This is a genomic window from Cronobacter universalis NCTC 9529 (genome assembly GCF_001277175.1).
Taxonomy (GTDB): domain Bacteria; phylum Pseudomonadota; class Gammaproteobacteria; order Enterobacterales; family Enterobacteriaceae; genus Cronobacter; species Cronobacter universalis.
Map to the genome: position 1 here is coordinate 4,023,071 of NZ_CP012257.1, position 19,699 is coordinate 4,042,769.

Genomic DNA, 19,699 nt, shown 5'->3' on the forward strand with positions numbered 1-19,699 from the left:
CCCGCCCGTCTGACCACTAGACTGAAATCAAGGGCCGTGCGCCGCGTGCGCACGTTACAATAACTGAATCAGGGACTTATCATGCTTTGGTCGTTTATTGCTGTCTTTTTATCCGGTTGGCTGTATGTCGATGCGTCTTACCGCGGCGCGACCTGGCAGCGTTGGCTGTTTAAGCCATTAACGCTGCTGCTGTTACTCTTGCTGGGCTGGCAGGCGCCGCTCGCGAGCCCGACGGGTTATCTCGTGCTGGCGGGCCTGGTGGCGACGCTTGCGGGTGACGCGCTTATGCTGCTGCCGCGCCAGCAGTTGCTGTACGCCTTCGGGGCGTTTTTCCTGTCGCATCTGCTCTATACCGTCTGGTTCGCGAGCCAGATGACGCTCTCCTTTTTCTGGCCGCTGCCGCTGGCGCTGCTGGTGATTGGCGCGGCGCTGATCGCGACTATCTGGACCCGCCTTGGCGATCTGCGCTGGCCGATTTGCACTTATATCGGCATGACGCTGGTGATGGTGTGGCTGGCGGGCGAGCTCTATTTCTTCCGCCCGACCGACACCAGCTTCTCCGGCTTCGTCGGCGCGGTGCTGCTACTGCTGAATGCGGTCGTCTGGCTTGGCAGTCACTACCGTAAGCGCTTTACCGCGGACAGCGCCATCTCCGCCGCCTGCTATTTCGCGGGCCACTTTATGATTGTCCGCTCGCTTTACCTTTAACGCCGGGCGGTGAAATGCCGCCCACAATTCTCTTGACTCTGGAGTCGACTCCAGAGTGTAAGCTCCGGTAATGAGAAAATTATCATTACCGGAGGACGCCATGCGCAACCCTTCTGAAAAACGCCACGCGACACCGCAGTTCGCGAAAATGACGCCGATCCCTGCCCCGCAAAAACCCGCCATCAGCAACGCTGACTGCTGCGAAAGCGGCGCCTGTGAGACGTCGCCTGCGGTGGAAACGACCGGCGCGCTGAGCTGGCAGGTCGCCGGTATGGACTGCGCCGCCTGCGCGCGCAAAGTGGAAAACGCGGTGCGGCAGGTGCCCGAAGTGCGTCAGGTCCAGGTGCTGTTCGCGACCGAAAAACTGGTAGTGGACGCCCCCGCCTCGCAGCGTGAGGCCATCGAACAGGCGGTACGCGCCGCCGGTTATACGCTACGCGACGCTCATGTGCCTGCCCCGGCAGCGCCTTCAGGCTTGCGGGAAAACCTGCCGATTATCGTTATCGCCATCTTTATGGCGCTGAGCTGGGCGCTGGAACAGTTCCATCCGCTGGCGGGCCGTATCGCGTTTACCGTTACCACGCTGGTCAGGCTGTTCCCGGTCGCGCGTCAGGCCTGGCGGCTTATCCGCAGCGGCAACCCGTTCGCCATTGAAACGCTGATGAGCGTGGCCGCCACCGGCGCGCTGATTATCGGCGCCAGTGAAGAAGCGGCGATGGTGCTGCTGCTCTTTTTAGTCGGCGAGCGGCTCGAAGGCTGGGCGGCGAACCGCGCGCGCAGCGGCGTCAGCGCGCTGGTGGCGTTACGACCGGAAACGGCCGTGCGTTTGCGCGGCGACGCGCGTGAAACCGTGTCGATAAGCGACCTCCAGCCCGGCGATGTGATTGAAGTGGCCGCAGGCGGCAGGCTTCCGGCGGACGGCAAGTTGATCGCCGCGGCGGCAAGTTTCGATGAGAGCGCGCTGACCGGCGAATCGCTGCCGGTCGAGCGCCAGCCGGGCGAAAAAGTGCCTGCGGGCGCGACCAGCGTCGATCGTCTGGTGTCGCTTGAAGTCACGTCACGCCCCGGCGACAGCGCCATTGACCGCATTCTGCATCTGATCGAAGAGGCGGAATCGAAACGCGCGCCGATCGAGCGCTTTATCGATCGCTTCAGCCGCCTCTATACCCCGGCCATTATGGCGGCGGCGCTGTTGACGGCGATTATGCCGCCGCTGTTGTTTGCCGCGCCCTGGCTGCCGTGGGTTTACAAAGCGCTGGCGCTGCTGCTGATTGGCTGCCCGTGCGCGCTGGTGATCTCGACGCCTGCGGCGATCACCTCGGGCCTTGCCGCCGCCACGCGTTTCGGCGCGCTGATCAAAGGCGGCGCTGCGCTGGAGGCGCTGGGGCGCGTTGAACAGATCGCTTTCGATAAAACCGGCACGCTGACAGCGGGTACGCCGCAGGTCACGGCGGTCGATCCGGTTGACGGGCTGGAAGCGGAAGCGCTGCTGGCGTACGCCGCAGCCGTTGAGCGGGGCAGCACGCATCCGCTGGCGCAGGCGGTGGTGCGCGAGGCGAACGCGCGCGGCGTGGCGACGCTGCGCGCCGGTGCGCAGCGCACGCTGGCGGGCGCGGGGGTTGAAGCGCAGGTGGAGGGCCGCCTGCTTCGCATCAGCGCGCCGGATAAAGTGACTATTGAGCTTCCCGCGGAGTGGCAGGCGCGCATCCGCGAGCAGGAAGCGCAGGGCCAGACGGTGATCGTGGTGACCGCAAGCGATCGGCTTCTCGGCACGCTGGCGCTTCGCGATACGCAACGCGCCGACGCGCGCGACGCGGTGGAGAAACTCCGGGCGCTGGGCGTGGGGAGCGTGATGCTGACCGGCGATAACCCGCGCGCGGCGGCGGCAATTGCCACAGAGTTGGGAATAGACTATCGCGCCGGGCTACTGCCTGCGGATAAGGTGACGGCGGTCAATGAGCTTAACGCCCGCGCGCCGCTGGCGGTGGTCGGCGACGGTATCAACGATGCGCCGGCGATGAAAGCCGCGACCATCGGTATTGCGATGGGCAGCGGCACCGATGTGGCGCTGGAAGCCGCCGACGCGGCGCTGACGCACAACCGGCTGGAGGCGCTGCCGGAGATGATCGCGCTTGCCCGCGCCACGCACCGCAATATTCGCCAGAACATCGCGATTGCGCTGGGGTTAAAGGCCGTTTTCCTGGTGACGACGCTGCTCGGGTTGACCGGCCTGTGGCTGGCCGTGCTGGCCGATACGGGTGCTACGGTGCTGGTGACCGCCAATGCGTTAAGGCTGTTGCGTAAACGCGGCTGACGGGAAACAAACACGGTGGGTGCGCTACGCTTACCCACCCTACAAAACCAACTCCCCACATCCAGACCAGCTGTAGGGCGGGTAAACGAAGTGCACCCGCCACCTCAACGGCGCTTACCCACCCTACATCACAGCGGCGGAATACTCGTAGGGCGGGTAAACGAAGTGCACCCGCCACTTCAACCTGAACACCCGCCATCGCCCTTACATCATCCCTAATATCCGCGGCAGCCAGAGCGAAATGGCCGGAATGTAAGTCACCATCGCCAGCACAATAAGCAGCACGCCATAGAACGGCAGCATGGCGCGCACCACGGTTTCGATATTCTGCTTACTCACGGCGCTCGCCACAAACAGCACCGACCCCACCGGCGGCGTAATCAACCCGATCCCGAGATTCACCATCATGATCATCCCGAAATGCACCGGATCGATGCCTAGCTGATTGGTGACCGGCAACAGCACCGGCGTCAGGATCAAAATGATCGGCGCCATGTCCATCAGCGTGCCGATAAGCAGCAGCATGATATTGAGGTACATCAGAATGACGTATTTGTTATCCGACAGCGTCGTGAAAAATTCCGTAATGCGCGTCGGCAGTTGCATATAGGTCATCACCGCGCCGAACGCCGCCGCAAAACCGATGAGGATCATCACGATCGTCACCGTTTTCACGGTGCGGAACATCAGCTTTGGCAGCTCGCTCCATTGGTAATCGCGGTAAATAAACATCGTCACGAAAAACGCCCACAGGCACGCCACCGCCGCCGACTCCGTCGCGGTAAACACGCCGGTGAGAATGCCGCCCAGGATAATCACGACCGTCATCAGCCCCCACAGCGCATCGATGAAAATTTTCAGCGCCTGCCTGAGCGGAATACGCTCGCCTTTCGGGTAGCCGCGCCGCCGCGCGAAGGCGATGCAGAGCACCATCAGGCTCAGTCCCAGCAGCAGCCCCGGCAACACGCCCGCGATAAACAGCGTCGCGATAGACACAGTGCCGCCCGCCGCCAGCGAATAGATAACCGAGTTATGGCTGGGCGGGATAAGAATCGCCTGCACCGAGCCGCTCGCCGTGACCGCCGCGGCGTATTCTCGCGGGTAGCCTTTCTTTTCCATCTCCGGGATCATCACGCTGCCGATAGACGCGGTATCCGCCACCGACGAGCCGGAAATCGCGCCGAAAAACGTCGAGGCGACAATATTCACCAGCGACAGCCCGCCGCGGATAAAGCCCACGAACAGATAGGCGAAGTTCACCAGCCGTCGGGCGATACCGCCTTCGGCCATAATCGCGCCCGCCAGGATAAAAAACGGGATCGCCAGCAGCGTGAATTTGTTAACGCCGCTGGTTATCTGGATCATCAACGCTTCCAGCGGCAGGTCTATCCAGAGCGCGCCCACGATGGCGCTCAGGCCCACCGCGAAAGCGACCGGCATCCCGAGCGCCAGCAACACCGCCAGCGTGGCCAGTAAGATAAATGCGTCCATAACGTTCCCCGCTAGCTATGGTTGCCAATGAGCACGACCGGGCGGTTCTCCTGAGAGCCCCACAGCAGCCGCTCGATGACGAACAGAATCATCACCGCCGAGCCGATGGGCAGCGGCAGATAGCTTTCTCCGGAGGTCAGGACCGGAAATTCCGCGACGGGCTGCTCCCACAGCTCCATGCACAACAGGGCGCTGTAGTAAAACATGACCGCGGAAATGATGAGCATCAGCAGATCGACCGCGCGCGCGCAGACCCGCTGCGCAAACGGCGGCAGGCGATCGGTCAGCATGTTCACCGCGATATGCGAGCCCGCGCGGTAGCCCACCGCCGCGCCGATGAAGGTAAACGTCACCATGCAGATAATAGCGACCGGCTCAGGCCAGGATTCTCCCCGGTTGAGCACGTAACGCGAGAAAATCCCTATCGGGATCACGACCGTCATGATCAACAGCGCGAACCCGGCCACCATCATGGCGAGCAGGTACAGGCGATCCATCCAGACCAGAAATCGGGACATAAATACTCCGCAGAAGATGAGGCGCCGGGGCCAGCCCGGCGTAGGGGGTTATTTGACGTCAGCGATGGCTTTCATCAGATCCTGATGCTTCGCGCCATACTGGTCGCGTACCGGCGCGGTCGCTTTCACGAAATACGCCTTATCGATGTCGTGGAACTGCACGCCGCCCGCTTTCATTTTGTCGAGCGCCTGCGTGTTATAGGCATTCCACAGCGCACGCTGTTCCATTTGCGCCTCGCGGGCGAGCGTCAGGATTTTCTGCTGCTGCTCGGGCTTGAGCTTGTCCCACTTCACTTTCGAGTAGAGCAGCATTTCGGGGATAATAAAGTGGCCGCTCAGGGTGTAATGCTTCGCGACCGGCAGGTAGTTATGGGCGATATAGGTCGGCGGGTTGTTTTCAGCGCCGTCGATAACGCCGGTTTGCAGGCCGCTGTAGACTTCGCTCACCCCCATCGCCACGGCGTTCGCGCCCATCGCTTTCAGCGTGCCAATGGCGACCGGACTCCCCTGTACGCGGATTTTCATGCCCTTGAGCTCGTCCGGCTTCACGACCGGGTTTTTGGTGATTAAATTGCGGGTGCCGGAGTCCATCCAGCCTAAAAAGACCAGCCGCGATTTCGGGTTGCTGGTGAGTTTATCGCCGATTTGCTTGCCGATATCGCCATCAATGACCTTGTGCATATGCTCTTCATCACGAAACACATACGGCAGCGTAAACACTTCGATCTCCGGCAAAATCGCCGCGACTGGCGCCATTGAAACGCGGATCATGTCGATTGCGCCCATTTGCGCCTGTTCGATCATCTGCTTCTCATCGCCCAGCACGCCGCCCGGAAACGTTTTAATTTCCAGCTCGCCGTTGGTTTGTTGTTTTAACTTTTCACCCATGTTTTGCACGGCGACGACATTCGGGTATCCCTGCGGGTGAACATCGGCCGCTTTAATCACTTGCGCATGCAGAGCGGGCGCAAACAGCAGTGACGCGGTGGAGAGGCAAAGACCGGCCAGGGCCGGGATAAATCGCTTTTTCATCGGGTCGCTCCAGAGGATAAGGACAGGCTAGTTATAAAACGGTGTTTTGATTTGTCGGTTATAAACTAGACGACGTCCTGTAAAGGCAGGGTGAAGCGCCTCACAAAAGCAACAACTTTGAAACAAGGGTTTAAAAAGAATGTGACGTGAGTTCAGAAAGCCGCATGACGGCGGCTTACGGCAGGGATTACTGATTTTTGCGCAGCAGGTAGCGATACGGCAGCGTTTCGGTTTGCGAGGCCACCAGTTCATGCTCCATAAAGCGGCAGAAGCCAGGGATATCGCGCGTCGTCGCCGGATCATCGGCCACGATCAGCAGCGTTTCGCCGGGCTGCATATTACGCACGGTTTTACGCACCATCATTACCGGCTCAGGGCAGCGCAGCCCGAGGGCGTCCAGGGTATGGTCAGGGTGGGCGAACAGATCGGTCATGCTTCTCTCGGGGTTGTGAAAAACCGCCCTAGTTTACCCCCCGTTTTTCGTGACGCAACTCATGTGAACGATTGCGTTAAAATTAACCATTGCATTGGCGAGACAAAGCAGTATCATGCGGCGGCTTTGCGCAAACGCGCCGCGTCTGCCTTAGTAGCTTGAAGATGAACTGGGTTCCCTCACCCCAACTAACAAAAAGGTCACAATATGACTCCCTTTACCTCTGGTCAGCGCCGCAACGCGCTCGTCTGGCTGTCGTTGTTTCATTTGCTGGTGATCACCTCCAGCAACTATCTGGTGCAGCTGCCGGTCTCCATTTTTGGTTTTCACACCACCTGGGGCGCGTTTAGCTTTCCGTTTATTTTCCTCGCCACCGATCTGACCGTGCGCATTTTTGGCGCGCCGCTGGCTCGCCGCATTATTTTCGCCGTGATGGTGCCTGCGCTGCTGGTCTCCTACGTGATCTCCTCGCTGTTTTATATGGGGAGCTGGCAAGGGTTTGGCGCGCTCTCGCACTTCAATCTGTTCGTCGCGCGCATCGCGACCGCGAGCTTTATGGCCTATGCGCTGGGGCAGATCCTCGACGTGCATGTCTTTAACCGTCTGCGCCAAAGCCCGCGCTGGTGGCTGGCGCCGGGCGCGTCCTTGCTGCTCGGCAACGTCAGCGATACGCTGTCATTTTTCTTTATCGCCTTCTGGCGCAGCCCGGACCCGTTCATGGCCGAACACTGGATGGAGATCGCGCTGGTGGATTACACCTTCAAGGTGCTTATCAGCCTGGTGTTCTTCCTGCCGATGTATGGCGTGCTGCTGAATATGCTGTTGAAAAAGCTGGCGGATAAATCCGATTTCCGCGTGCTGCAGCGCGGTTAAAGGTTCACGGAATTTCTTGTGTTAAGATGCAGGGATGGGTCGTGTTGACCGTCTCTTGTAAAGGAATAAGTGAATGCGCAATCTGGTGAAATATGTCGGTATTGGCCTGCTGGTGATGGGGCTTGCCGCCTGCGATAACAAAGACAGCAACGCGCCGGCCAGCGCCGGTGCCTCACAGAGCGAAGCTTCCGGCCAGCCAGTCAGCCTGCTGGACGGCAAACTGAGCTTCTCCCTGCCGGCGGATATGAGCGATCAGAGCGGTAAAGTGGGCACCCAGGCGAACAACATGCATGTCTACTCCGATCAGACCGGCCAGAAAGCCGTGATCGTCATCGTCGGCGAGAAAAGCCAGGAATCACTGGAAGTGCTGGCGAAACGTCTGGAAGACCAGCAGCGCGCCCGCGACCCGCAGCTGCAGGTCGTGACCAATAAAGCGATTGAAATCAAAGGCCAGAAGATGCAGCAGCTCGATACCGTCATCTCCGCCAAAGGCCAGACCGCTTACTCCTCCGTGGTGCTGGGCAATGTCGATGACAAACTGCTGACCCTGCAAATCACGCTGCCTGCCGATAACCAGCAGCAGGCGCAGAGCACCGCAGAGAACATCATCAATACCATCGTGGTGAAGTAATCCGCGGTAAAGATTACGCTTATAACAGCGGCCTGCCCTTTACGGGGCGGGCCGTTTTTTTAACTGCGCGCTTAACAGAATGGCGAGCAACACCAGCCCCGCCGCCGCCAGATAAATCGCCGGTACGCCCGCCCAGGCCATCAGCACGCCTGCCGCCGGCCCGGTTATCCCGAGCGACAGATCCATAAACAGCGTATAGGTGGCGAGCGCCGCGCCCTGGTTGCTCTGGGGCACCGCCTTCACCGCCACGACGCCGAGCGCAGGGAAGACCAGCGAGAAGCCTGCGCCTGCGAGAAACGTCCCCGCTTTCGCCATCCACGGCTCCACCGCCAGCCCAACCAGCAGCAGCCCAGCCGTTTCCACCACGCCGCAGATTAGCGTCACGTTAATGCCGCCCAGCCGGTTAATCGCGTTAGGGAATAGCAAGCGCGTGCCGACAAACGCGCCGCTGAAGAGCGTCAGGGCGAAGGCCGCGCCGTCCCAGCCTTTCGCCTGATAGAACAGCGTGATAAACGTGGCGATCACCCCGAAGCCGGAAGTGGTGAGCGCCAGCGCCATGCCGAACGGCCAGACCTTGCCGAGCACCGCGCGAAACGGCAGCGGTTTGCCCTTACTCGCCTTCACCGCCGGACGCGGCAGCGCTAACACAATCCCGAGCAGCGCCACGCCCATAATAACGCCCGCCACCAGCGGCAGGCCGCCCAGACGGTACAGTAGCGCCCCGAGCGGCGCGCCCACGGCCATCGCGCCGTAGGTGACCACGCCGTTCCAGGAGATCACTTTGCCGATATGCGCCGAACCGACCACGCCGACGCCCCAGAGCGTCGAGCCGGTGCCCGCGCAGCTCTGCCCAAAGCCCAGCACCACACGACCGAGACACAGCAGCGCCAGAGATACCAGCGGCAAGCCGCCGCCCCACCACGCCAGAAAATAGCTCGCGCCGCTCAGCAGACAGCCGAACATGCCGACAATGACCACGGTTTTCGGCCCCCAGAGATCGGCGTAGCGCCCGGCATGAGGACGACTTATCAGCGTGGCGATATACTGAAGGCTGATGACCAACCCCGCCCAGAACGGGCTAAATCCCATCACGTCATGGACATAGCCCGGCAGTACCGCGAGCGGCAGGCCGATGGTCAGGAAGGTAGCGAAATTGAAGATAACGATGGAGACGATTTTCAGGTTCAGCCGCAGGCCGCTTAACGCGGGTTCGGCACTTGCATCCGGCATGACATTTCACTTTTTTGGCAACAGCGGTAGCGTCAGTATAAACCTGAAATTTCCTTCAACGGAAACGCCCGCGTTTCAGACTTCCTCCCTGCGGCGCAATGCCCATTGCACACTACACTAAGAAAGCCCTCATAAAAGGAATTGGTTATGATTGGTCCACAACGACCCCAACCCCCCCAACAAGATAAAGTTGGCCTGCACATGCTGCAAAAGCTGGCGGCGCTGGTGATTATTCTGGCCGGTATTCACGCCGCGGCGGATATGATTGTCCCGCTGCTGCTGGCGCTGTTTCTGGCGATTGTACTCAACCCTCTGGTGACCTGGTTTATGCGCCGGGGCTTTCGCCGCCCTGTCGCGATAACTATCGTCGTATTTGTGATGCTGATAGGCCTGACGCTGCTGTTAGGCGTGCTGGCGGCGTCGTTTAATGAATTTATCGCGTTAATGCCGAAATATAATAAGGAACTGACGCGAAAACTGCTGCATCTTCAGGAAATGGTGCCGTTTATGCATCTGCATCTTTCGCCGGAGCGTATGCTGCAACGCATGGATTCCGACAAGATGATGACCTTCGCCACCACGCTGATGACGCAACTCTCCGGCGCGATGGCGAGCGTCGTGCTGCTGGTGATGACGGTGGTCTTTATGCTGTTTGAAGTGCGCCATGTGCCTTATAAGCTGCGTTTTGCGCTCTCTAACCCGCAACTGCATATCGCCGGGCTGCATCGCGCCTTAAAAGGCGTCAGCCACTATCTGGCGTTAAAAACGCTCATCAGCCTCTGGACCGGCGTGATCATCTGGCTCGGCCTGACGCTACTCGACATCCAGTTCGCGCTGATGTGGGGCGTGCTTGGGTTTCTGCTCAATTATATTCCCAACATCGGCGCGGTGCTCTCGGCAATACCGCCCATGATCCAGGCGCTGCTGTTCAATGGCGTGTATGAAGTCGTCATGGTGGGGGTGTTGTTCCTGCTGGTGCATATGATCCTGGGGAATATCGTGGAGCCGCGTATGATGGGCCACCGTCTCGGGATGTCCACGATGGTGGTGTTCCTCTCCCTGCTGTTCTGGGGGTGGTTACTCGGGCCGGTCGGCATGCTGCTTTCGGTGCCGCTTACCAGCGTCTGTAAAATCTGGATGGAAACCACGCACGGCGGCAGCAAAATCGCCGTCCTGCTTGGCCCCGGCCGCCCGAAAACCCGGCTACCGGGGTAGTACCGTCACACCACGCGGCGCGCCGCGAGATAACGCGCGCGCCAGTAGCCGTTGCTGAGGCTGGAGATGGTTACGCCTTTCTCTTTCGAGGCGTGGATAAACTGATTATCGCCGATATAGACCCCCACATGGCGCTGTCGCGGGCTGGTGCTGAAAAACACCAGATCGCCCGGTTGCAGCGCCGTTTTTCTTACCGCTGTGCCCTTTCTGATCTGCTGCGAGGTCGTGCGCGGTAGTGAAACGCTCGCCGATTCGGCAAACAGATGCTGCATCAGCGCGGAGCAATCGACGCCGCGGTGCGTCGTGCCGCCCAGGTGATAACGGGTGCCCTTCCAGCCCGCGTAGCGGTTTAATAATGCGCGTTTCAGCCGCGGAGGTTGCGGCGCAGTCTCTGCGAAATGCCAGGAATAGCCAGGGGCGGCATCGTGAGAATGCCAGGACGGGGGCCGCGCGGCGCTAAACGCCGGGGCTGCAAGCAGTGAGGTAAAATAAAAAAACATCATTAAAAAACGCATCGCGGTCGTTACCGTAGTGTGTTGTGACTCCTTACCCGGTCAGGAAGTGCGCTCCGTATGTGCTTCCTCTGACGGGGCGCAACGTTAACGACTGGCGATAAAACAGACTATCGACTCTCACTACATTCGCTTGTTACTCCTTTTTCATCGCCCTTCATAACCCCTTCTTCCGGCAACGAATAAACGCCATTTTTATAAGCCAGACCGTTCTTTTTACGGGATTTTTACACCGCCGCCTTACGGAAAACGCTAGCCTTTGACCATCGCCCGAGTGGCCTACAAGAAGCGTGACCTATGTTTTCCTTTGCTCTTACTCCCTGGTTTAAAACCCCGAGCCCGACAGCGGCGCCTTCCGATCAGGAACCGATGATGTTCTCTACATTGCTGAATACCTGGATGCTGGCGGGCGCGGCGCACGGCGCGCCGGTCTCTTTTCGCCAGGAAGCCGACGCTTACCTGCGGGAATATCCGCATACCCGCCACGTCGATATTTATCTGCATGACCTGAACGGCTGCCGCCGCGGCAAGCGTATCAGCGCCGGGAGCCTGCGCGCGCTCGCCCAGGGCTGCTACTTTCCGCTGTCGGTCTATGCCATGGATAGGGAAGGGCACGTTGTTGAAAGCGCTATCGCCCGGCACGAGCCGGACAGGCTCTGCCTGCCGGTGAGCGGCACGCTGCGCCCCTGCGCGAGCGATCCAGCGCATCACGCCCAGTTGCTGCTCGCGATGCAGGACCCCGACGGCGCAGGCTGCGCGCTGGAGCCGCGCGTCGTGCTGGAGCGCCTGCTGGCGCAGTTCCACGCGCGCGGCATCTACCCGGTGATAGCGCCGGAGGTGGAATTTTATCTGCAGGCCGTGGACGGCGCGCCGCCGACGTCGCGCTGTTTTGATATCGATATGCCGGGCCGCGACAACGCGCTGCTGGAAGCGATGGAAACCGAAGCGCGGCGTCAGGGGCTGCCTGTCTGCGGCATTGTGGCGGAAGCGGAAGCCGGCCAGTTCGAGCTCAATTTTAACCACACCCCGCGCGTGGTGGAGATGTGCGATCGGGTGCTGGCGGCGCGGCGGCTGGTGCATCAGGTGGCGGAAAAACAGGGTTACTTCGCAAGCTTTATGGCCAAACCGCGTTCTGAGCTGGCAGGCAGCGGCCTGCATGTACACATCAGCCTGAACGACGCGCAGGGCAATAATCTTTTCGCCGGTGATACTGACACCCCAAACGTCATGATGCGCCGCAGCCTGAGCGGCCTGCTGGCGCTGATGCCCGCAAGCGTCGCGCTGGTCACGCCGGGCGCGAATGCCTTCCGGCGGCTGCGTAAGAGCTTGAACGAACCGCTGTTTTCCTCGTGGGGCTATAACGATCGCTCGGCGGCGCTGCGCCTGCCCTGCGCGGATACAGCGCGTCAGCGCATCGAATACCGGCTCGCGAGCGCCGACGCCAACCCGTATCTCGTGGCGGCGGCGGCCCTCGCGGGCATTCTCTATGGCCTTGATCATCCGTTAACGCTCCCGGAAGCGGGCGTAAGCACTGATTTGCCTGCGCTGCCGCTCTTCTGGCCGGACGCGCTCGCGCGTTTTCAGGAGGCGGAGTGGCTGCGGCAACAGCTGGGCGGGCCCTTCAGCGACGCCTGGCTTGCCTGCAAACGTCAGGAGCTGGCCCGCTTCGAAAGTGAAGTCACCGACGCGGAAAAACGCGCCCATCACCATTAATCACGCGGAAAAAGAGGTGAATCATGTCTCGCTTAGTCATGATATCCGGCCGCTGCGGCGTGCCGCACGGCGCCGATGCGCAGGCGGAAGCCCTGCACGACATCATGCGCCAGCGCGGCGGCCTGTGGATGGGCTGGAGCGGCGCTGTCGGCCTTGCGGGCGCGCCGCGCCGCATCGCGGTGCGGGAAACGGCGGGCTATACGCGCCAGCGTTGGGATATGTCGCCTGCGGAATACGCCGGTTACTACCACGGCTACGTGCATCAGGCGCTGTGGCCGGTGTTCCATAACCGCCCCGATCTCGCCGCGCACCAGAAAAGCGCGTTTTGCGCCTATAAAGCCTGGAGTGAAGCGGTGGCGGAGATGGCGGCCGAGGAGATCTGCCCGGACGATGTCGTCTGGGTGCAGGATTACCACCTGATCCCCCTTGGGCGTAACCTGAAAGAGGCGGGCCTGCTGAACCCGTGCGGCTTCTTTTTGCATCAGCCGTTCCCGCCAGGCGACGTGTTCAGAACGCTGCCGGAGCACGACTGGCTGATGCGCTCGCTCTTTTTCTACGATCTGATTGGCTTTCAGTCCGGCAGCGATGTGAATAATTTCCTGCTGTGCGTGATGCGCCACTACCGCACGGAGCGGCTTTCCGCCACCACGCTTCGGGTCAACGGTCACATTATTAACGTCGGCGTGTTTCCCTGCGGCGTGGCGACGCATCGCCCGGCGCGCCACGCGCCGCCCGCCCCAAAAAACGGCGCGTTATATTCGCGTAAGCTTATCGTCAGCGACGATGTGATAAACGACATCAGCGGCATTCACTACCGTATCGACGCCATGCGCACCCTGCTGAACAACCATCCGCAATACCTGCGCGACGTGACGCTGTTGCAGCTGAGCGACCCGGCGAAGGAGTACCCGCACTTCTCGCCGCAGCTTGAGCGTCAGCTGGCGCGCTTTTGCAGCGAGGTGAACGGCGCGTTTGGCGATCTGAGCTGGTTTCCGGTGAATTATCTGCATAACGACGCGCTGAACCGGCGCGCTATTACCGGGATTTACGCACGCGCCCGCGCCGCGCTGTTTACGCCGCTGTCAGAAGGCGTAAGCCTGAGCGCGAAAGCCTATGTACTGGCGCAGGACGCCGCCGATCCGGGCGTGCTGATCCTCTCGCAGTGCAGCGGCACGGCGGAGCAGCTTAAAGGCGCGATGGTGGTCAACCCGTATGACGCCAGTGAGCTTAGCGAAGCGCTGCATTCGGCGCTCGCCATGCCGCTGGCGGAACGAAAACAGCGCCACGCGGCGCTGCTTACGCAGGTGCGTCAGTATGATAACCAGTGGTGGGCGGGCGCGTTTCTCGACGCGCTGGATGGTATGCCCGCGCCGCCGCGCTTTCCGCGCCAGCACGGGATTTTCACGCCGCAGAATCTCTACTGAGGATGTTATTCGGCAAGCGCCTGGGCGCAGGCCCAGGCGGAGCTCCAGGCCCACTGGAAGTTATAACCGCCCAGCCAGCCGGTCACATCCACCACTTCGCCGATAAAATAGAGGCCCGGCACGTTGCGCGCCTCCATGGTGCGCGACGAAAGCTCGTGAGTATCGACGCCGCCGAGCGTCACTTCCGCGGTGCGGTAGCCTTCGGTGCCGTTGGGCTGGACGCGCCAGCCGTGCAGCGTCTCCAGCAGCTCTTGCTGCTGACGGCTGTTGAGCTGTTTCAGCGTGACGTCCGGGAGTTGCCCGAGGCTTTGCAGGCACTCCACCAGCCGCTTCGGCAGCAGCATGGCGAGCGTGTTTTTCAGGCTCTGATTGGGGTGCGCGGCGCGCTGTTCGTCGAGAAACGCCGCGGCGTCCGTATCCGGCAGCAGGTTAACAGTGACCCACTCTCCCGGCTGCCAGTAGCTGGAGATCTGCAAAATCGCCGGGCCGGAGAGCCCGCGATGGGTAAAGAGAATGCTTTCGCGAAAGACGGTGCCGTTATCGGCGGTGACCACTGCCGGCACCGAGACGCCGGAAAGGGTCTGGATCTGATCAAGCAGCGGCTTATGCAGCGTGAACGGCACCAGGCCCGCGCGGGTCGGCAATACCTTCAGGCCGAACTGCTCCGCCACTTTATAGCCAAACGGCGTGGCGCCGAGGCCCGGCATCGACAGGCCGCCGCTGGCGATCACCAGCTTCGGCGTCTGCACCGCGCCGCCATTGAGCGTCAGGGTATAACCGCTTTCGTCGCGCGCGATCGCCAGCACTTCGCTGCGCAGCCGCACGGTGACGCCGCCCTTCTCGCACTCCGCCATTAGCATCGTGACGATTTGCTCTGCCGAGTCGTCGCAGAAAAGCTGCCCGAGGGTTTTCTCATGCCAGGCGATGCCGTGCTTACCCACCAGATCGATAAAATCCCACTGGGTGTAGCGCGCCAGCGCCGATTTACAGAAGTGCGGATTGGCGCTGAGGTAAGCGGCGGGCTCAACGTAAAGGTTGGTGAAGTTGCAGCGTCCGCCGCCGGACATCAGGATTTTGCGCCCCGGTTTTTTGCCGTTATCCAGCACTAACACCCGGCGGCCCGCCTGCCCGGCCAGCGCCGCGCAGAATAAACCTGCCGCGCCCGCCCCTACGATGATGGCATCAAACTGTTCCACAACCCTTCCTCATTGCCGTTAAGGCCGCGAATTGTAAAGTTTCCTCTCTGGTCGCACCAGACAAAACCCTGTTACAAATTCTAATAAATTGAATTTAAAAGGTAATCTCTTTAGTGAAATTGACGCTTCAGTGACACCGATTAAAAAAAGTCTATATTTCACTTTGCCCACGCCGCCGTTGTCTTAGATAATGCGCCGCGTTCATGTCCTCAAAATGGCGTAACGTCCTATGCTACATTTGTTTGCCGGGCTGGATTTACATACTGGCCTGTTACTATTGCTTGCTCTGGGATTTGTACTGTTTTATGAAGCTATTAACGGCTTCCATGATACGGCAAACGCAGTCGCAACGGTTATCTACACACGCGCTATGCGATCGCAACTTGCGGTGGCTATGGCGGCTCTCTTTAACTTCCTCGGTGTTCTGCTTGGCGGCTTAAGCGTAGCCTATGCGATTGTGCATATGCTGCCGACCGATCTGCTGCTGAATGTGGGCTCCGCGCATGGCCTGGCGATGGTCTTTTCCATGCTGCTGGCCGCGATTATCTGGAACCTTGGCACCTGGTATCTGGGTCTGCCGGCGTCCAGCTCCCATACGCTTATCGGATCCATCATCGGGATTGGTCTGACCAACGCCCTGATGACCGGCACGTCCGTTGTGGATGCGCTGAATATCCCGAAAGTGCTGAACATTTTCGGCTCGCTGATCGTCTCGCCGATTGTCGGCCTGGTGTTCGCGGGTGGACTGGTGTTTTTACTGCGTCGCTACTGGAGCGGCACCAAAAAACGCGCCCGTATCCACCTGACGCCTGCCGAGCGTGAAAAGAAAGACGGCAAGAAAAAGCCGCCGTTCTGGACCCGTATTGCGCTGATCCTCTCCGCTATCGGCGTGAGTTTCTCGCACGGCGCGAACGACGGTCAGAAAGGCATCGGTCTGATTATGCTGGTGCTGATTGGCGTAGCGCCTGCGGGCTTTGTGGTGAACATGAACGCCTCCGGCTATGACATCACCCGCACCCGCGATGCCATCAGCAACGTCGAAACGTACTTCCAGCAGCATCCGGCGGCGCTGCGTCAGGTCGCGGGCATAGACCCGGTGATCCCGACGCCGGAGCAGGTGAACCCGACGGATAATCCGAAAGAGTTCCACTGCGACGCCAGCCGCGCCATCGTGGCGCTGGACCGCGCTAAAGGGATGCTTAACAACATCGACAGCTACGACAAGCTGAGCGTGGAGCAGCGCAGCCATCTGCGCCGCATCATGCTGTGCATCTCTGACACCACCGATAAAGTGGCTAAGCTCAAAGAGACCAGCGCGGACGATAAGCGTCTGCTGAAGAACCTGAAAGCGGATATGCTCAGCACTATCGAGTACGCGCCGGTATGGATCATCATGGCGGTCGCGCTGGCGCTTGGCGTCGGTACGATGATTGGCTGGCGCCGCGTGGCGACCACCATCGGCGAGAAAATCGGTAAAAAAGGCATGACCTACGCACAGGGCATGTCGGCGCAGATGACGGCGGCCGTGTCCATCGGCATCGCGAGCTATACCGGTATGCCGGTTTCCACGACGCACGTATTATCATCGTCCGTCGCGGGCACCATGATCGTCGACGGCGGCGGTCTGCAGCGCAAAACCGTCACCAGCATTCTGATGGCCTGGGTCTTCACCCTGCCGGCCTCCATCATGCTCTCGGGCGTGCTGTACTGGATAGCGTTGCGTTTCGTGTAAGCGAATTTACGTGAACGTTAAGAAGCGGGTCAGGAAACTGACCCGCTTTTTTAATGCCAAATCATCAGGCCGATAAGACTGATAATCACCAGACCGCATAAAGCGCTGGTCAGAATAAACTGGCGGCGCACGCGTTCGCAGCGGCGAATAAATTCGTCGTCATGATGATCGAGATAACGTTGCCAGTAGATATACCAGACGAGGCGAATCTGCTTACTCGGCTGACCATGCGCGGTAAAAAAACCGCCGCCATCCACATACTGATACAGCAGCGGATCGCATCCCCGCAGCACCACCAGCAGCGCGCGTAACGATGAGAAATAGCGCGCCATGTTAATAACGCAAACCAAGAATAAGGCCCAAAACAGCGCGACGGTGCTGATCATACCTTCCCCCCGACGACTCGCCTGGAAAGCAATGGCTCTCCAATACCTGAAAGACTGTTCTGTGAAGCGTGCATGCGTGAAAGTCGATCGGGTTCACATTTATTCACCCGAACGGCTTTTTTAATAGTGTAGGAGATCCGGTAATTTTTTTACCACATCGTTAATCCTTATCAACGCTTACTAATTAATTTTCCGCTTCAATGTATGCGACCGCGGCGGATTGACGGATGTACCAGGGCGCTATAAGGTAAAATTAGCTTTAGCACTAAGTCTTTACGCCGCAATGAGTTCCCGCGGTTGTGGTACGCAGGACGCGGGCACGGGGATGACGCCGCAGGTAGCCACGCGCCATCCAGTCCACTGGTCATCGACATCTTATGGAAGGAGTAACACTATGGCTTATAAACATATTCTTATCGCGGTCGATCTGTCCCCTGAAAGCAAGGTACTGGTAGATAAAGCGGTATCCATGGCGCGTCCCTACAACGCGAAAATTTCTCTGATTCATGTCGATGTAAATTATTCCGACCTTTACACCGGGTTAATTGACGTTAACCTGGGCGACATGCAGAAGCGCATCTCTGAAGAGACGCACCACGCGCTGACCGAGCTTTCCACCAACGCAGGCTATCCGATTACCGAAACCCTGAGCGGTAGCGGCGATCTGGGCCAGGTGCTGGTTGACGCCATCAAGAAATACGATGTGGATCTGGTAGTGTGCGGTCATCATCAGGATTTCTGGAGCAAACTGATGTCTTCCGCCCGCCAGCTTATCAACACCGTTCACATCGATATGCTGATCGTCCCGCTGCGCGACGACGAAGAGGCGTAAGTGGCAACGGCGGGTGCGCAATGCTTACCCGCCCTACAGGCTCTCGTTGGCAGTCATTTCGGATTTTATTGTCCTCAAACCGCGGCACAGGCCGCGGTTTTCATTTCCGCTTTAATTGGTTTACTCCCACCCGGACGTTATACTGCTTAAAAATGAATCGCAGAGAAAACGCGTATGCCGAAACATGACTCGCCCGGTGTCTCCAGATTTGAGACCCATGAACAGGCGGAACAGTACGAGCAGTGGTTTCGTGAAAAAGTGGAAGCCGCAGCGGCAAGCCGCCAACCCATTACGCCGCATGAAGATGTGATGGCAAGCGCGCGCAAGATCATTGAGAGCGCAAAAGTGAGGAGAAAAATGGCGTAATGCTCCCCATTCAATGGACTGAAGAAGCAAAAACGGATCTTTTTGCGCTTATTAGCTTTGTCGCCAGTGACAATCCTTCCGCCGCGCAGGCGCTGTTAACGCGTATTGAAGAATCGATTTTACCCGCAGCGCACTATCCGCAGATGTTCCGCGAAGGCAGAGTGCCGGATACGCGTGAAATCATTGCTCACCCGAATTACATCGTCGTTTATAAAGTCACTGCCGAGTACCTGCTGGTGTTGAGCGTACTGCATGCCCGTCAGCAGTACCCGTAATGACTATCGCGATACGGGCGAACAGACCGCCCGGTACGCACACGCTTACCGGGCCTGGCTGTTTACGCTGGCGTGCCCGTGTAGATATCAAACCGGTGGCCTTTCGTCACTACGGCGTTTGGCGTCGCGACGTCGCCAAGCGGCGGCGCGTAGTCCGGGCGTTTGACGACCACGCGCTTGATGGCGAGCCTGCGGGCCGGCGCCAGCAGCCCGTCGGCGTCGAGATCCGGCCCTACCAGCGACTGAAACACCCGCATCTCCTTTTTCACCAGCGCGCTTTTCTGCTTGTGCGGGAACATCGGATCGAGATAGACCACGTCCGGACGCGGGGTTATCGCGTCGAGCGCCGTCAGGCTGGAGGCGTGAATGAGCTGTAGCCGCTCGCGCAGCCATGGCCCGATTTCCGCATCCTGATAGCCGCGCGCAAGGCCGTCGTCCAGCAGCGCTGCCACAACCGGATTGCGCTCCAGCATCCGCACATGACACCCCACCGACGCCAGCACGAACGCGTCGCGCCCAAGCCCCGCTGTGGCGTCCACCACCTGCGGCAGATAACTGCCCTTGATGCCAACGGCTTTCGCCACCGCCTCGCCGCGACCGCCGCCGAATTTACGCCGGTGCGCCATCGCGCCCTCGACGAAATCGACAAAAATCCCGCCAAGCTTTGGCTCGTCGCGCTTGCGCAGTTCAAGACGCGCGGGCGTCATCACCAGCGCCATCGGGTTATCGGCGTCGTGCGTCAGCCCCCAGCGGGCCGCCAGAACAGATAAGGCGCCGTCTCCGGCGCCTGTTTCATCAATAAGACAAATGTTCACGCG

The 19,699-nt window shown here is 59.8% G+C and carries 20 protein-coding genes; 11 read left to right on the forward strand and 9 right to left on the reverse strand.

Annotation, left to right across the window (positions count from 1 at the left end; all coding sequences use genetic code 11):
* Positions 1 to 81 precede the first annotated feature (81 nt).
* Together AFK65_RS18595 and zntA are read left to right on the forward strand one after the other, a co-directional pair.
* On the forward strand, positions 82 to 708 hold the full coding sequence (locus tag AFK65_RS18595) for a lysoplasmalogenase (RefSeq protein WP_007702881.1): 627 nt from the start codon (positions 82 to 84) through the stop codon (positions 706 to 708).
* Positions 709 to 808: 100 nt separating this feature from the next.
* Positions 809 to 3,022, forward strand: coding sequence for a Zn(II)/Cd(II)/Pb(II) translocating P-type ATPase ZntA (zntA, locus tag AFK65_RS18600; protein WP_038858697.1), 2,214 nt, complete (start codon positions 809 to 811; stop codon positions 3,020 to 3,022).
* Between the two features lie 204 nt (positions 3,023 to 3,226).
* On the opposite strand, the gene AFK65_RS18605 is transcribed toward zntA, so the two are convergent.
* The 4 genes from AFK65_RS18605 to tusA form a co-directional block, all read right to left on the reverse strand.
* Positions 3,227 to 4,513: a TRAP transporter large permease gene (locus AFK65_RS18605; protein ID WP_007702884.1), complete on the reverse strand. Its 1,287-nt coding sequence runs from the start codon at positions 4,511 to 4,513 to the stop codon at positions 3,227 to 3,229.
* Between the two features lie 11 nt (positions 4,514 to 4,524).
* The gene (locus AFK65_RS18610; protein WP_007702885.1) at positions 4,525 to 5,031 is read right to left on the reverse strand and encodes a TRAP transporter small permease; all 507 of its coding nucleotides are present in this window, start codon (positions 5,029 to 5,031) and stop codon (positions 4,525 to 4,527) included.
* Positions 5,032 to 5,079: 48 nt separating this feature from the next.
* Positions 5,080 to 6,063 (reverse strand): TRAP transporter substrate-binding protein, encoded by a 984-nt coding sequence (locus AFK65_RS18615; protein ID WP_007702886.1) that lies wholly within the window; start codon positions 6,061 to 6,063, stop codon positions 5,080 to 5,082.
* A gap of 187 nt (positions 6,064 to 6,250) precedes the next feature.
* Positions 6,251 to 6,496, reverse strand: a complete 246-nt coding sequence (gene tusA / locus AFK65_RS18620) for a sulfurtransferase TusA (RefSeq protein ID WP_007702887.1) — start codon at positions 6,494 to 6,496, stop codon at positions 6,251 to 6,253.
* Positions 6,497 to 6,703: 207 nt separating this feature from the next.
* On the opposite strand from tusA, the gene AFK65_RS18625 reads away from it, so the two are divergent.
* Positions 6,704 to 7,369, forward strand: a complete 666-nt coding sequence (locus AFK65_RS18625; RefSeq protein WP_007702888.1) for a 7-cyano-7-deazaguanine/7-aminomethyl-7-deazaguanine transporter — start codon at positions 6,704 to 6,706, stop codon at positions 7,367 to 7,369.
* A gap of 73 nt (positions 7,370 to 7,442) precedes the next feature.
* The gene (locus tag AFK65_RS18630) at positions 7,443 to 8,000 is read left to right on the forward strand and encodes a DcrB family lipoprotein (RefSeq protein ID WP_007702889.1); all 558 of its coding nucleotides are present in this window, start codon (positions 7,443 to 7,445) and stop codon (positions 7,998 to 8,000) included.
* Positions 8,001 to 8,039: 39 nt separating this feature from the next.
* Here AFK65_RS18630 and AFK65_RS18635 read toward each other — a convergent pair whose 3' ends face one another.
* Entirely contained in the window at positions 8,040 to 9,230 is a 1,191-nt protein-coding gene (locus AFK65_RS18635) for an MFS transporter (RefSeq protein ID WP_007702890.1), read from the reverse strand.
* Positions 9,231 to 9,377: 147 nt separating this feature from the next.
* Here AFK65_RS18635 and AFK65_RS18640 point away from each other — a divergent pair, with 147 nt between their 5' ends.
* Positions 9,378 to 10,445 carry an AI-2E family transporter gene (locus AFK65_RS18640; RefSeq protein ID WP_038858695.1) on the forward strand — a complete coding sequence of 356 codons (1,068 nt, stop codon included), beginning with the start codon at positions 9,378 to 9,380 and terminating at the stop codon, positions 10,443 to 10,445.
* A 5-nt stretch (positions 10,446 to 10,450) separates the two neighbouring features.
* Here the strand turns inward: AFK65_RS18640 and AFK65_RS18645 are convergent, their stop codons facing one another.
* Positions 10,451 to 10,960 carry an NlpC/P60 family protein gene (locus tag AFK65_RS18645; RefSeq protein WP_038858693.1) on the reverse strand — a complete coding sequence of 170 codons (510 nt, stop codon included), beginning with the start codon at positions 10,958 to 10,960 and terminating at the stop codon, positions 10,451 to 10,453.
* Positions 10,961 to 11,254: 294 nt separating this feature from the next.
* Between AFK65_RS18645 and AFK65_RS18650 the strand changes: the two genes are divergently transcribed.
* Positions 11,255 to 12,670 carry a glutamine synthetase family protein gene (locus tag AFK65_RS18650; protein ID WP_038858691.1) on the forward strand — a complete coding sequence of 472 codons (1,416 nt, stop codon included), beginning with the start codon at positions 11,255 to 11,257 and terminating at the stop codon, positions 12,668 to 12,670.
* A 23-nt stretch (positions 12,671 to 12,693) separates the two neighbouring features.
* Positions 12,694 to 14,094, forward strand: a complete 1,401-nt coding sequence (locus AFK65_RS21405; RefSeq protein WP_038858690.1) for an alpha,alpha-trehalose-phosphate synthase (UDP-forming) — start codon at positions 12,694 to 12,696, stop codon at positions 14,092 to 14,094.
* A 5-nt stretch (positions 14,095 to 14,099) separates the two neighbouring features.
* Here the strand turns inward: AFK65_RS21405 and AFK65_RS18660 are convergent, their stop codons facing one another.
* A complete protein-coding gene (locus AFK65_RS18660; protein ID WP_038858689.1) occupies positions 14,100 to 15,290 on the reverse strand; it encodes a BaiN/RdsA family NAD(P)/FAD-dependent oxidoreductase in 1,191 nt (396 codons plus the stop codon).
* A gap of 229 nt (positions 15,291 to 15,519) precedes the next feature.
* On the opposite strand from AFK65_RS18660, the gene pitA reads away from it, so the two are divergent.
* Complete coding sequence (gene pitA / locus AFK65_RS18665) at positions 15,520 to 17,022, forward strand: inorganic phosphate transporter PitA (RefSeq protein WP_038858684.1); 1,503 nt, start codon at positions 15,520 to 15,522, stop codon at positions 17,020 to 17,022.
* Positions 17,023 to 17,072: 50 nt separating this feature from the next.
* On the opposite strand, the gene uspB is transcribed toward pitA, so the two are convergent.
* The gene (gene uspB, locus AFK65_RS18670; protein WP_004388311.1) at positions 17,073 to 17,408 is read right to left on the reverse strand and encodes a universal stress protein UspB; all 336 of its coding nucleotides are present in this window, start codon (positions 17,406 to 17,408) and stop codon (positions 17,073 to 17,075) included.
* A gap of 394 nt (positions 17,409 to 17,802) precedes the next feature.
* On the opposite strand from uspB, the gene uspA reads away from it, so the two are divergent.
* The 3 genes from uspA (at position 17,803) to AFK65_RS18685 (ending at position 18,881) form a co-directional block, all read left to right on the forward strand.
* On the forward strand, positions 17,803 to 18,240 hold the full coding sequence (gene uspA, locus AFK65_RS18675) for a universal stress protein UspA (protein ID WP_004388310.1): 438 nt from the start codon (positions 17,803 to 17,805) through the stop codon (positions 18,238 to 18,240).
* 174 nt (positions 18,241 to 18,414) lie between these two features.
* The gene (gene relB / locus AFK65_RS18680) at positions 18,415 to 18,606 is read left to right on the forward strand and encodes a type II toxin-antitoxin system RelB family antitoxin (protein WP_007702899.1); all 192 of its coding nucleotides are present in this window, start codon (positions 18,415 to 18,417) and stop codon (positions 18,604 to 18,606) included.
* Positions 18,606 to 18,881, forward strand: coding sequence for a type II toxin-antitoxin system RelE/ParE family toxin (locus tag AFK65_RS18685; protein ID WP_007702902.1), 276 nt, complete (start codon positions 18,606 to 18,608; stop codon positions 18,879 to 18,881). Before relB ends, AFK65_RS18685 begins: the two co-directional genes overlap by 1 nt.
* Positions 18,882 to 18,943: 62 nt before the next feature.
* Here AFK65_RS18685 and rsmJ read toward each other — a convergent pair whose 3' ends face one another.
* Complete coding sequence (gene rsmJ / locus AFK65_RS18690) at positions 18,944 to 19,696, reverse strand: 16S rRNA (guanine(1516)-N(2))-methyltransferase RsmJ (protein ID WP_038858682.1); 753 nt, start codon at positions 19,694 to 19,696, stop codon at positions 18,944 to 18,946.
* Positions 19,697 to 19,699: the final 3 nt, after the last annotated feature.